Here is a 12,398-nt window from a genome sequence, read left to right as displayed (position 1 = left end):
ACGATACTTCTCGTTCTAGCACTTGTTACAATGAATACTACAACCGCTCAAAATTTTAAGTTTACTAAAGATCACGATGCTTTGCTGGTTAAAGACCTTGATAAATCAGCAAAGTTTTATAGCAGCATTCTAGGGCTGCCTGAAATTTATAATGCTGGGCTGGGGCCTAAATTCAGATGGTTTGCGCTAGATAATAAAGTGCAAATTCATCTTATAGAAAGTGAGGAAGATTTTACGCCGCACAAAGGTGTGCATCTGGCATTGAATGTAGATGATCTGGATGCTTTTATGACTTTCTTGAAAGAACACAATGTTCCTTTTGAAAATTGGCCGGGCGAAGCAAATACGACCAATACCAGGCCAGACGGCGTAAGACAAATCTACTTAACAGATCCTGATGGGTATTGGATAGAAGTGAACACTAATAAATTATAACGTACAGGATGGATTTTTACCTCATAACCGCAATTTTGGTTGGTCTTGCTGCGGCATTTGGCTACATTAATTTACGCTTTCTAAAACTCCCTAACACCATAGGAATTATGCTCATTACCCTCTTGTTTACACTTGGGGTTTTAGGATTGAGTTATTATGATGATACCCTGTTAGAGGCAGAAAAGGAGATCATAAACAGTATAGATTTTGAAAAAGTACTGCTAGACGGAATGCTTAGTTTTCTGCTTTTTGCGGGAGCTTTACATACCAATTTTGAGCAACTCCGCTTACAGCGCTGGCCGGTTATGGTGTTTGCCACAGTTGGTGTTCTCACCTCGACCTTTTTGGTAGGAGGGGCGATGTATTATGTGTTGATGCTTTTAGGTTTTGAAGTCGCTTTCATCTATTGTTTACTCTTTGGTGCGTTAATTTCGCCTACCGATCCTATTGCAGTTTTAGGGATTTTGAAAAAAGCAGGAGCGCCCAAAAAGTTAGAAACAAAAATTGTTGGAGAGTCTCTCTTTAATGATGGTGTAGGCGTTGTTGTTTTTCTTACGCTTTTCAAAATAGCCGGTTCAACCGAAGCGGTGACTCCGGTAGATATTTTGGAGCTTTTTGGTTTGGAGGTTTTAGGAGGAATTGGTTTAGGACTTGCAATAGGCTGGATAGCATACAAACTTCTCAAATCTATAGATGATTATGATATTGAAGTGATCATCACACTTGCGGCGGTGATGGGAGGTACGGTGATCGCACAGCGATTGCATTTATCTGCGCCTCTGGCCATGGTCACTGCCGGTTTGGTGGTAGGTAATGATACAGTGCGTAAGACGACAATGTCTCAACTTACCGAAACCTATGTAGATAAATTTTGGGAGTTGGTAGATATACTTCTAAATACCATTCTCTTTGTACTCATCGGGATGGAACTCTTGGTGCTGAGTTTTGAATTAAGTGCGGTGATTGCTGGTTTAATAGCGATTCCTGTGGTGCTTTTGTGTAGATATATTTCTTTACTCTTACCTATAAATTTCTTTGAAAAACACCTCGATTTTGTACCGCGTACTGATGTTATCATGACTTGGGGAGGTTTGCGCGGAGGTATTTCTATAGCTTTAGCGCTTAGTCTTACACAAGAAATGCATCGGGATTTATTTCTAGTAATTACCTATGTTATAGTGGTGTTCTCTATTTTGGTTCAAGGGCTTTCTGTAGGTACGATCATTAAAAAGTTAGGGGTAAGTCAGGTTTCAGAATCTTCAAGTCACTAAATACTTCCTAGATTGTAAAAAATGCATCTTTTAAAAGTAAAAGATGCATTTTTTATTTCCGTAGATATTAAAAATCATTTTTAGCAGATTTAAAATAATTTTTAATAATAATTATTTTATTTTTGTACAAGTACTTAAGGTGCTAGCCCCTGAATATGATTTTGCCAGATTGGGTTTAGGGACTCGTTCATATTGAACATTTGATCTGGTATTGGCCTCCGCAAGGAGGCTTTTTCTTTTTTAAGAGCCTCAGTTAGGTCGTTTACTCTGCACGCTCTAAACCTTCGTCAATGCGCTCTTCAACTTCTTGTTCTACTTCCTGTTCCACTTCTGGAGTTTCAATAGGTTTCCCGTTTTCTAACCAGAAGGTAAAAAACATCGGGTAATGGTCAGAACCAATATTTGGAAGGCGCTGCATCGTGTCTACCGTAACATTGGTAGAATGAAATAAATGATCTATTGGGAATCTGAGATACCAATAATCGGCGTGAAACGTAGGAAATAATCCCCGCCCAATACGTGGGTCTATGAGTCCGGTTACTTTAGCAAAAAGCCTACTTACTCTAGACCAAACCACATCGTTCAAATCCCCGCAAACAATAATAGGATGGTTATCTTCTAGAACACGCACAGCTTTGCCCACGATCAATAATTCTGCATCGCGTTCTTCTGAAGTTTCATTTTCAGTTGGACTCGGAGGTGCAGGATGTACGCAGATCAATTCTACGGGAGTCGCGCCGCCATGATGCACTTTGGTAAAAATTGACGGTACATCTTTTTCAACCAAATAATTTACTTGGGTTTCAGAGAGTTCATACTTGCTGTACAAATGCATTCCGTAGAAATTATCAAGAGGAACACGCACTACATTAGGATAATCTTCTTCAAGTTCTTTTAAGCCATTTTCCCAGCCTTTGTCAGTTTCCATAACCAGTAAAAGGTCGGGTTGGTGTAGGTTAACCTGCTCGATAAGTTTATGGTATTCCCGGTTTGTTTGTAAAACGTTAGCGCTTAACAGACTTATCTTATTAAGCATTTCGGCATTATCTGGCTTTTTATGCTTCCGCGGAAAAAAGCTGGTATACGGAAAAACTACATACAGCTGAAAACCGAGCGTAATGATCAGACTGATGAACACAACATACTGCCAAGGGCTCTGTGGAAATTCCAGTCCTAGGATCAAGCCAAGGATCACAATTTGTAAGACCGATGTTTGTACGCGAATAAAATCCCAGCCTCTAATGATCCAATGCGTACCCTGCGTTAAGGGAAGAAGGGCAATGACAATTAAAAAGAGGGCAAAGGCATATAAAACCATGGGGAGTTAGTTTGTGAGTTGCTGAAAAAGCTGTTCAAGCGAAGTATTCTTTTTATTAAGCTGGAGAATTTTTAAGCCGTTATCGTGAGCAAAATCAAAAATAGCCGGGCGCATATCTTGCGAGGTATCAAAGGTCATTTCGTATACAAAACCAATGGTATTGGTTACTTCTGCTACACGATCTAGTTGCTGCAATAATTCGATCTCTATGCGGTAATCAAATTCTACGACAATGATTTGCTCTGTACTGGTATTGAGTTCTTCCAGTTTTTTATCTGCTACGATTTTTCCTTTATTGATGATTATTACACGATCACACACGGCTTCTACTTCTTGCATGATATGCGTAGAAAGTAAGACCGTTTTTGATTTGCCTACAGTTCTTATGAGCGCGCGTATTTCCCGCAGCTGATTAGGGTCTAGTCCGGTTGTGGGTTCGTCTAAAATAAGTACTTCAGGATCGTGGATCAATGCTGCGGCCAAACCTACGCGTTGTTTATATCCTTTACTTAGCTGTTTTATTCTCTTAGAAATCTCGGGTTGTAATCCGGTGAGTTCGATTACAGTTTCAATACGCTCCTTAGGCGCTTTGTTCAAGTCAGCGTGTAATTTTAAATACTCTCTGATGTACATTTCAGGATACAGCGGATTATTTTCAGCTAAATATCCCACACTGCGTCTCACGGCTAAAGCTTCTTCCTGGGTTGAAAAGTTATTTACGCTGGTCGTTCCTGATGAAGCTTTGAGATACGTGGTCAAGATTTTCATCATCGTACTCTTTCCTGCGCCGTTTGGTCCCAAGAAACCGGTGACTTCGCCTTTGTTTACAGTAAAAGAGACTTCATCCAGTGCCTTTTGGTCGTTGTAAAATTTAGATACCTGAGATACCTTAATAGACATAGTATGTAGAATTGGAGCAGGTTTAAAGTCTAAAATTACACATTTAGCCTTCAGCCTACTGTTTTTAAAACCTTAAAATTACTTATGTCGTAGTATGCGCAGCGCAAGATGAATGTCTTTGTAGAAAATCTTCTAATAAAGAACCTTAATCTTTGGGTTATATTCTGTTTTATTTAATCATTGGGCGATAATGATTGGATATCTGTAAAAATAGAAGGCTTTTAAAGCTGTTCTTAATTAATTAGTTACTTTAGCAGCATAATAAAAGAAACACATGTCTAACGTACTTTATTTTTATAACCGCTATTACTTCTTTTTCTTCTGGAAAGAGATGGGGCCGCTATAGAGTAACGTATAGTATTACAATATCATATAGGGTCCCGATTTAAAAAATCGGGATTTTTTTTGTTATAAACCGAAGCTAAACAGTTGAAACACAAAGTAGCCATACAAGGAATTAAAGGGTCTTTTCACCATAAAGTCGCTCAGGATTTTTTTAGTGAAGATGTTGAAGTGATTGATTGCAATAGCTTTCAAGAGTTGGTGAATAGACTTATAAGGGGAGAGGCGACCGATGCGGTAATGGCGATTGAAAATTCTATTGCAGGAAGCATTATCCCCAATTATGCTTTACTCGATCATCATAATTTAAATATTGAAGGAGAGCGCTACTTAGCCATAAGTCAAAATTTAATGGTGATGCCGGGCCAGAAGCTTGAAGATATTCACGAAGTGTGGTCGCATCCTATGGCGCTTTTGCAGTGTAAAGAATTCTTTAAGGATAAAGAACACATTAGGCTGGTAGAAGATGATGATACTGCAGGTGCTGCAAAGCGAATTGCTGATGGAAACTTGAAAGGAATAGGGGCTATTGCCGGAACTACAGCGGCCTCAATTTATGGGTTAGATGTCATCGCTCACGATATTCAGACCATTAAAGACAATTCAACACGCTTTTTTGTGCTGAATACTAACGGACGTACAGAGGCAGATGTTCCCGATAAAGCTTCGGTTAAATTTTTGACCGATCACAAACGCGGAAGCCTCGCTGCGGTTTTAAATGTAATGAGTGATTGCAGGCTCAATCTGACCAAGATTCAGTCGCTCCCAGTCATTGAAACGCCTTGGAAATATTCGTTTTTCGTAGATGTAACCTTTGAGGATTATGCAGATTTTGAAAAGGCTAAAAAACTATTAGATATTATGGCTCAGGAATTTAAAATTCTTGGTGAATATAAAAACAGAAAATCATGATTATAGCATCGGCTAACAGGCTTAACCAAACTTCTGAGTACTACTTTTCGCGTAAGCTAAAAGAAGTGCGTGCTCTTGCAGCTGCCGGGAAACCTATAATCAATATGGGTATTGGTAGTCCCGATCTGGCTCCGCCGCCACACGTCATTAAAGCTTTGACAAGTTCGCTGGTAGATGGGCCTGCACATCAATACCAGAGTTACAAAGGACTTCCTCAGCTTACTGAGGCTATGGCAGATTTTTATCAAAAGCGATATGCGGTAACGCTAAATCCTGAAGACGAAATTTTACCCTTGATGGGATCAAAGGAAGGCATAATGCACATCAGCATGGCTTTCCTGAATCCGGGAGACGAGGTGTTGATTCCGAATCCAGGGTATCCAACCTATACTTCGGTAACGCGTTTGGTTGAAGCTGAGCCGGTTTATTACAATCTGGACGCTTCAAATAATTGGATGCCTGATTATTCAGCTCTGGAAAAAAGAGATTTGAGTAAGGTGAAATTGATGTGGGTAAACTATCCGCATATGCCTACAGGAGCAAAAGCGACTACTGCCGACTTTGAGAAGCTTGTGGCGTTTGCAAAAGCAAATGAGATTCTTTTAGTAAACGACAATCCATACAGTTTCATTCTTAATGAAAATCCGCAGAGCATTTTAAGCGTTTCGGGAGCAAAAGAAGTAGCTATTGAGTTGAACTCTTTGAGTAAGTCTTTCAATATGAGCGGATGGCGTGTTGGGATGTTGCTTGGTGCTGCAGACTATGTAAGCACGGTGCTTACTGTAAAAAGTAATATGGATAGCGGAATGTTCTACGGAATTCAAAAGGGCGCAGCAGCCGTATTGACTGAAGGAGAAGCGTGGTTCGACGGCTTGAACGCCATTTATGAAAAACGCCGTGAGCAAGTATGGAAGCTGGCAGATGTATTGGGGTGCACTTACGATAAAAATGCAGCTGGCATGTTTGTCTGGGCAAAACTACCCGAAGGAGCAGGAGCTGCCGAAGCTTTTATCGATGATATTTTGATCAATAAAAGCGTGTTTATTACGCCGGGAAGTATTTTCGGTTCACAAGGAGCCGGGTACATTCGCTTTTCACTTTGTGTAACCGAAGATAAAATTAAAGAAGCCATTGGAAGATTTTAAAAACATATTCGTTCTAGGAATCGGACTTATTGGAGGTTCGTTGGCACGTGACTTAAAACGCGTGTTGCCAGAGAGTACCATCTATGGGGTTGATAACAATGACGATCATCTGGATGAAGCCGTTGGTCTGGGCGTGATCGATCATCCGGCACGATTTGAAGCGATCAACCAAGCAGATTTGGTGATCTTGGCGATTCCTGTGGATCAAGCCAATTTATTTTTACCACCGGTTTTAGACGCGATTGCACCCAATGCTTTGGTGATGGATGTGGGTTCTACTAAGGGCAGCGTGTGTGATGCGGTTCAAGACCATCCCAAGCGCAATCAATTCTTGGCAGCACACCCCATTGCAGGAACTGAATTTTCGGGACCTTCAGCAGCGATCGAGAATTTGTATAAAAACAAAACCATGATTCTTTGCGAGGTAGAGCAAACGCGTGAAGATCTATTGGCAAAGGCCATGCAAATTTTTGAAGCCTTGTCTATGCAAATTCGGTATATGAATCCGCATTCGCACGATAAGCATATTGCTTATGTTTCGCATTTGTCACACATCAGCAGCTTTATGCTGGGGAAAACCGTGATCGAAAAGGAGAAAAACGAAAAAGATATTTTTGATATGGCAGGCAGTGGATTTGCTTCCACAGTACGTCTGGCAAAAAGTAATCCGGCAACCTGGACGCCTATTTTTAAAGAAAATAAGGCTAACGTGCTGGAAAGCTTAACCGAATACATCAATAATTTAACGCATTTCAAAAATGTTCTAGAAGCCGAAAATTATGAAGAGGTTTTTAATGAAATGCACAATACAAACCACATAAAATCAATACTTAAAGGATTATCGTAATCAGCTAAAAGCTGTAAATTTGTTGAATATGGAAAATAAGAAAGAACTTAGAAACTGGTTAGACGCTTTCAATCTGGATCATCCGCTTGTAATCGCAGGTCCTTGTAGCGCAGAAACTGAAGAGCAAGTATTAAAAATTGCTCATGAGCTAAAAGACACAGATGCTACTGTTTTTAGAGCAGGAATCTGGAAACCACGTACCCGCCCGGGAATGTTTGAAGGTGTGGGAGCGCTAGGTTTGAAATGGCTTCAGAAAGCTAAAGAGGAAACCGGTATGCTTACAACTACCGAGGTTGCAAATCCTAATCACGTAGAGCTTGCGTTAAAACACGATGTAGATATTCTATGGATTGGTGCACGTACCACCGTTTCTCCTTTCAATATTCAAGAAATTGCAGAAGCGCTTAAAGGAACAGATAAAACAGTTCTTATTAAAAACCCGGTGAATCCTGATCTGGCTTTATGGTTAGGGGCTGTGGAGCGTTTTTATACGCAGGATGTTAAAAATCTTGGTGTGATTCACAGAGGTTTCTCAACCTATGAGAAAACCCGTTACCGTAACAATCCAGAATGGCAAGTTGCTGTTGATTTACAAAACCAGTTTCCGGACCTTCCATTAATTTTAGATCCATCACATATCGCCGGGCGTCGTGATATTATTTTTGATCTATGCCAGACCGGTCTTGATCTTAATTACGACGGAATCATGGTTGAAACCCACTACGATCCAGATAATGCGTGGAGTGATGCTAAACAGCAAATCACACCGGCGAGTTTGGTGCAGATTATGAAAGATCTAAAAATTCGTAAAGAAGAAGGGACAGCTGCTGAATTCAATAATAAACTGAATACGCTGCGTACACAGATCGATGTAGTTGATCATCAATTGATCGAAAGTTTAGGGAAGCGTATGAAGATCGCTGATGCTATAGGCGAACTTAAAACTGAAAATAACGTTGCAATCCTTCAGTCTAAACGATGGAATGAGATTTTAGGTGCAATGATCTTAGAAGGAGAGAAGCACAACTTGAGTGAAGAATTTATTCTACGTGTTTTCAAAGCGATTCACCAAGAATCGATCAATCACCAGAAGAAAATTTCTAGAATGGAAGAAGCTTAGGCTTTTATACATAGTAAATATAAAAAAGGCGCTCAGTGAGCGCCTTTTTTATTGACAACGCCAACAGGTAAAATACCTGCTAGTCTTATCTCTTGGTGTTTTTATTGGCTCTGCCAAAGGAGTTTAATACTCCGAGGCTTGCCTCGAAATTGAAAATTCGTTTTCAATCAATGCATCGTGGGCTTGCCCTGAGGTAGTTTACTATTCCTGTTTTGGTCTTTTAAAAATATAGCGGGTAACATAAATTCCGTTTTCATCATCTTTACCGCCGTAGCTTTCTACACCACTGTTTACAAATGCGAGTTCCCAGCCTTCTTCAGCCATCGCATTGATTTTTGAGGTCACTACAGCATCATTTGCTGCGATGTTTTGAAAACGTATTCCGCCCAAGTTGAAAAAATTAAGCAGCTTGGTTTCTTCAAAATTCTTTACGCGAATGTCCCCTCGACTTGATTTGTTTCTGGAGTTATCTTCTTCAGAGCGTTCGCTGGTAAACTCTTTGTAGTCACGTTCAGCTTCGGTAGAGATCATTCTAGAGCGGCCAATTCCGTTAGGGATGATAGATTCGATTACGGTTACGGTTTGATATTCCATCACTTGAGCGCAAAGTGGTAGACTTAGTAAGCTAAGTAATAGAAGAAGTGTAGTTTTGATTTTCATACTGTAGGATTTTAGAGATAAGTGATTTTAGTTATTTTTAAATAAAGTAGTTTTACAGGATTAAATTAGTAAAAAGTTTTTTTGAAAGGAACAGTTTATAAATCAACAGGCAGTTGGTATAGTGTAAAAGATGCAGACGGCAATTTTTATGATTGCCGCATCAAAGGACGCTTTAGAATTCAGGGTATTAAGAGTACCAATCCTGTAGCTGTTGGAGATCGTGTGGTTTTTGAGCTTGAAGAAACAAGCGATGCTGTGACCGGTGTGATCAAGGGGATTGAGGATCGTGAAAACTATATCATTCGCAAATCGGTCAATCTTTCAAAACAAACGCACATAATCGCTGCAAATATCGATCGTTGCTTTTTAATCATTACGCTAAATAATCCACCTACATTTACGGCGTTTATAGATCGCTTTCTGGTGACTTGTGAAGCTTATGGAATCGAAGCGATTTTACTTTTTAATAAAGTAGATACCCTTTCTGCTGAAGAATTTGGTGAGGTAAAATACCTCGCAGAAATGTATCGTGAAATCGGGTATACCTGCATTGGCATTTCAGCAAAAACCGGTAAAAATATTGATCAGGTAAAAGAACTGATGACAGGAAAAACCAGTATGTTTTCGGGTCATAGTGGTGTGGGTAAATCAACTCTTGTTAACGCAATTGAGCCGGCTCTTGATCTTAAAACCAAGGCGATCAGTGACCAGCATATGCAAGGTCAGCACACAACAACCTTTGCAGAAATGTTTGACCTTAGTTTTGATGCCCGAATTATTGATACTCCGGGGATCAAAGGTTTTGGGGTAGTTGATATGGAAAAGGAAGAGTTGGGCGATTATTTTCCTGAATTCTTTGCGCTTAAAGAGCAGTGTAAATTCAATAATTGTTTGCACTTAGAAGAACCTAAATGTGCTGTAAAAGAAGCCCTAGAACATGATGAACTGCACTGGTCAAGATATCAGAGTTATAAGCAGATCATTGAAGGTGATGAAGAAAATTACCGTCGTAATGTCTACGATCAAAACTCTTAAAACAAAAAGGTATGCGTGTTGTTATACAACGAGTAAGTGAAGCTTCAGTCACTATAAATAATGTGATCAAAGGTAAAATAGGTCGAGGCTTTGTCGTTCTTTTAGGCATTACTGCCGAAGATACCGAAGAGGATATCGAGTGGCTCACTTCAAAAATTATAGGGCTGCGTGTTTTTAGTGATGACGAGGGCTTGATGAATGAAAGTATTCTCGATAAAAGTGGCGAGATTTTATTGATAAGTCAGTTTACTCTATTTGCCTCAACCAAAAAGGGAAACCGGCCTTCATTCATCAAAGCAGCAAAGCCAGATCAGGCGATTCCGCTTTACGAAAAATTCACAGGAATGCTCTCGCAAAAGCTTCAGCGACAGGTTAAAACAGGCGAGTTTGGTGCAGATATGAAAGTAGCACTTATCAATGACGGACCAGTCACCATAAATATTGATTCGAAGAATAAGGAATAATTTAAGATTATATTAAGATTTTATTATATTGCCATTCAATCTTTTATATGGCAAAAAAATTATTCTTAATACTAAATGTTGTCTGTGCAACGGCATTTAGTCAAAATTTAGAGCTTTCTGCATTAACCGTCAATCCTGAACTTTCCCAAGGAGCAGATAGCGTACTTAGGAACGAAGAAATTACCTTAGATTTATCAGATCCCGGTAAATTGAAAACAACGATCTCACGCGTTGTGACGGTTTACAATAAGGTGGGCTTAGGTGATGTAGCGGCGTATGCGTATTATGGTAATAATTCCAAAGTAAATGATATTGAGGCCGTTATCTACGACATGGCCGGCCGGGAAAAGGATAAGATCAAAAAACGCGATTTTAAGGATTTTAGTGCAGTTTCTGGAGGTTCTCTTTATGAAGATAGAAGGGTATTATATCTTGATTACACACCAACATCCTACCCATTTACAATCCAATTTACTTCTGAAACTACCTCGGAGACGACCGCTTTTATCAGACCTTGGATGCCTATATCTAAATATGATAGCGGTACGGAATTTTCAAAATTTACGGTAATCTACCCGCAGGAACAAAAACCGCATATTAAAGAAACGCATTTTGAAGGCTATGCTATTGAAAAAGAAGAACTAGAAGATCGAACGATTTGGACCGCCAAGGATATAGCACCCATTACCTGGGAATATCATTCACCTGCTTTAGATAAACGCGTACCACGTGTAAAATGTTTTTTTGATAGTTTTTATCTTGAAGGTGTCCCCGGAATCGCTAAAACCTGGAAGGATTTTGGAGGCTGGATGTACAACGATCTGGTAAAAGATACGCAAGATCTAGATGAAGCTACTCTAGCTGAAGTGCGTGCCTTAGTTGCAAATCTAGAAGATGATGAGGCCAAAGCCCGAGCTATTTATCAATATGTACAAGATAAAGTACGCTACATAAGTGTTCAGGTAGAAATTGGCGGCTGGAAACCTATGAATGCTTCAGATGTACACCGCTTAGGCTATGGTGATTGTAAAGCCTTAAGTAATTACACGCAAAGTTTGCTTAAAGCGGTAGGTATCAAATCTTACTATACTGTTTTATATGGTGATCCCGGTAAAGAGTCTCTTGAGACAGATGTGGTAGCCATACAAGGAAATCATGCCATCTTAGGCGTGCAGTTGGGGGACGAAATCAAATTTCTTGAATGTACAAGTCAGGAAACTCCATTTGGTTATATGGGCACATTTACCGATGACCGGGATGTTTTATTACTTACCGAAGATGGCGGGAAACTCGCGAGAACCACTAAGTATGAGCAAGATCAAAATGTGTTAAAGCTTTATGCAGATTTTAAGTTTGATGTAAACGGAGGATTAGAAGGAAGTCTGAGTCGCTCCTCAAAAGGGATTTATTACTCCAGCCGTATGCAGCTTGATCGCATGGATCAAAAGGAGCTTACAGATCATTATTACTCAACATTTGATGCGATCAATAATCTTTCGGTGAGTGCGATTGAGCTTAATAACGATCGTTTGGGCATTACATATGATGAGCGCATGAAAGCCGAGGCTTCAAATTATGCGACAAAAGTAGGTGAGGATTTTCTACTTCGGCCTAATACATTCGCGCTTACTAGAGACGCAATTCCTCCAAGATATGCTGAACGAAAATCAGATTTGATCATTCTACGAGGAACCATCCAGAATCAGGAAGTCCGTATTCAAGTACCCGAAGGATACGCTGTAGATGCTTTACCTGAAGGCGAAAAAATAGAAGAAGCGTTTGGTTCTTATACTACCGAATATCTTCTGGAGGGTTCTGAGCTTCTGTATAAGAGATCTTTAAAATTCAATGAAGGCCAGTATGACAAAGCAGCCTATGAGACGTATCGAGATTTTTATAAATCAATTGTAAAACAGGATAACCAAAAAGTATTAATTAAAAAACTATAA

At 39.7% G+C, this 12,398-nt stretch carries 12 protein-coding genes; 9 read left to right on the top strand and 3 right to left on the bottom strand.

Features of this window, described 5'->3' with window-relative positions:
- Positions 1–30: 30 nt before the first annotated feature.
- Both MED217_RS15690 and MED217_RS15685 read left to right on the top strand, forming a co-directional pair.
- Positions 31–435 (top strand): VOC family protein, encoded by a 405-nt coding sequence (locus MED217_RS15690; protein ID WP_154648963.1) that lies wholly within the window; start codon positions 31–33, stop codon positions 433–435.
- Between the two features lie 8 nt (positions 436–443).
- Positions 444–1,706, top strand: a complete 1,263-nt coding sequence (locus tag MED217_RS15685; protein WP_009781530.1) for a cation:proton antiporter — start codon at positions 444–446, stop codon at positions 1,704–1,706.
- Between the two features lie 262 nt (positions 1,707–1,968).
- Here the strand turns inward: MED217_RS15685 and MED217_RS15680 are convergent, their stop codons facing one another.
- Together MED217_RS15680 and gldA are read right to left on the bottom strand one after the other, a co-directional pair.
- Positions 1,969–3,024, bottom strand: a complete 1,056-nt coding sequence (locus MED217_RS15680) for an endonuclease/exonuclease/phosphatase family protein (RefSeq protein ID WP_009781529.1) — start codon at positions 3,022–3,024, stop codon at positions 1,969–1,971.
- A 6-nt stretch (positions 3,025–3,030) separates the two neighbouring features.
- Positions 3,031–3,924 (bottom strand): gliding motility-associated ABC transporter ATP-binding subunit GldA, encoded by an 894-nt coding sequence (gene gldA / locus MED217_RS15675; RefSeq protein WP_009781528.1) that lies wholly within the window; start codon positions 3,922–3,924, stop codon positions 3,031–3,033.
- A 429-nt stretch (positions 3,925–4,353) separates the two neighbouring features.
- Between gldA and MED217_RS15670 the strand changes: the two genes are divergently transcribed.
- Genes MED217_RS15670 through MED217_RS15655 form a run of 4 tightly spaced genes read left to right on the top strand, consistent with a single transcriptional unit; the run spans position 4,354 to position 8,290 of the window.
- On the top strand, positions 4,354–5,178 hold the full coding sequence (locus MED217_RS15670) for a prephenate dehydratase (RefSeq protein WP_009781527.1): 825 nt from the start codon (positions 4,354–4,356) through the stop codon (positions 5,176–5,178).
- Positions 5,175–6,323, top strand: coding sequence for a pyridoxal phosphate-dependent aminotransferase (locus tag MED217_RS15665; protein WP_009781526.1), 1,149 nt, complete (start codon positions 5,175–5,177; stop codon positions 6,321–6,323). The genes MED217_RS15670 and MED217_RS15665 overlap by 4 nt, the downstream gene beginning before the upstream one ends.
- Positions 6,310–7,170 carry a prephenate dehydrogenase gene (locus MED217_RS15660; RefSeq protein ID WP_009781525.1) on the top strand — a complete coding sequence of 287 codons (861 nt, stop codon included), beginning with the start codon at positions 6,310–6,312 and terminating at the stop codon, positions 7,168–7,170. Before MED217_RS15665 ends, MED217_RS15660 begins: the two co-directional genes overlap by 14 nt.
- 28 nt (positions 7,171–7,198) lie before the next feature.
- Positions 7,199–8,290, top strand: a complete 1,092-nt coding sequence (locus MED217_RS15655) for a bifunctional 3-deoxy-7-phosphoheptulonate synthase/chorismate mutase type II (protein WP_009781524.1) — start codon at positions 7,199–7,201, stop codon at positions 8,288–8,290.
- Positions 8,291–8,491: 201 nt separating this feature from the next.
- On the opposite strand, the gene MED217_RS15650 is transcribed toward MED217_RS15655, so the two are convergent.
- Positions 8,492–8,944: a hypothetical protein gene (locus MED217_RS15650; RefSeq protein ID WP_040533744.1), complete on the bottom strand. Its 453-nt coding sequence runs from the start codon at positions 8,942–8,944 to the stop codon at positions 8,492–8,494.
- Between the two features lie 87 nt (positions 8,945–9,031).
- Here MED217_RS15650 and rsgA point away from each other — a divergent pair, with 87 nt between their 5' ends.
- The 3 genes from rsgA to MED217_RS15635 are packed head-to-tail and all read left to right on the top strand — an operon-like array spanning position 9,032 to position 12,398.
- Entirely contained in the window at positions 9,032–9,985 is a 954-nt protein-coding gene (gene rsgA, locus MED217_RS15645) for a ribosome small subunit-dependent GTPase A (protein ID WP_009781522.1), read from the top strand.
- A gap of 11 nt (positions 9,986–9,996) precedes the next feature.
- Entirely contained in the window at positions 9,997–10,449 is a 453-nt protein-coding gene (gene dtd / locus MED217_RS15640) for a D-aminoacyl-tRNA deacylase (protein WP_009781521.1), read from the top strand.
- 47 nt (positions 10,450–10,496) lie between these two features.
- Positions 10,497–12,398 (top strand): DUF3857 domain-containing protein, encoded by a 1,902-nt coding sequence (locus MED217_RS15635; protein ID WP_009781520.1) that lies wholly within the window; start codon positions 10,497–10,499, stop codon positions 12,396–12,398.

The organism is Leeuwenhoekiella blandensis MED217 (assembly GCF_000152985.1).
In the GTDB taxonomy this organism is placed as follows: domain Bacteria; phylum Bacteroidota; class Bacteroidia; order Flavobacteriales; family Flavobacteriaceae; genus Leeuwenhoekiella; species Leeuwenhoekiella blandensis.
The sequence above is the reverse complement of the archived record's forward strand: the minus strand, read 5'-3'. Positions and strand labels throughout refer to the sequence as shown.

What these genes read in the sequence shown, in the direction of transcription:
- MED217_RS15690 (WP_154648963.1), top strand. Translation starts at nt 31, where the DNA reads ATGAATACTACAACCGCTCAAAATTTTAAGTTTACTAAAGATCACGAT.
- MED217_RS15685 (WP_009781530.1), top strand. Translation starts at nt 444, where the DNA reads ATGGATTTTTACCTCATAACCGCAATTTTGGTTGGTCTTGCTGCGGCA.
- MED217_RS15680 (WP_009781529.1), bottom strand. Translation starts at nt 3,024, where the DNA reads ATGGTTTTATATGCCTTTGCCCTCTTTTTAATTGTCATTGCCCTTCTT.
- gldA (WP_009781528.1), bottom strand. Translation starts at nt 3,924, where the DNA reads ATGTCTATTAAGGTATCTCAGGTATCTAAATTTTACAACGACCAAAAG.
- MED217_RS15665 (WP_009781526.1), top strand. Translation starts at nt 5,175, where the DNA reads ATGATTATAGCATCGGCTAACAGGCTTAACCAAACTTCTGAGTACTAC.
- MED217_RS15655 (WP_009781524.1), top strand. Translation starts at nt 7,199, where the DNA reads ATGGAAAATAAGAAAGAACTTAGAAACTGGTTAGACGCTTTCAATCTG.
- dtd (WP_009781521.1), top strand. Translation starts at nt 9,997, where the DNA reads ATGCGTGTTGTTATACAACGAGTAAGTGAAGCTTCAGTCACTATAAAT.
- MED217_RS15635 (WP_009781520.1), top strand. Translation starts at nt 10,497, where the DNA reads ATGGCAAAAAAATTATTCTTAATACTAAATGTTGTCTGTGCAACGGCA.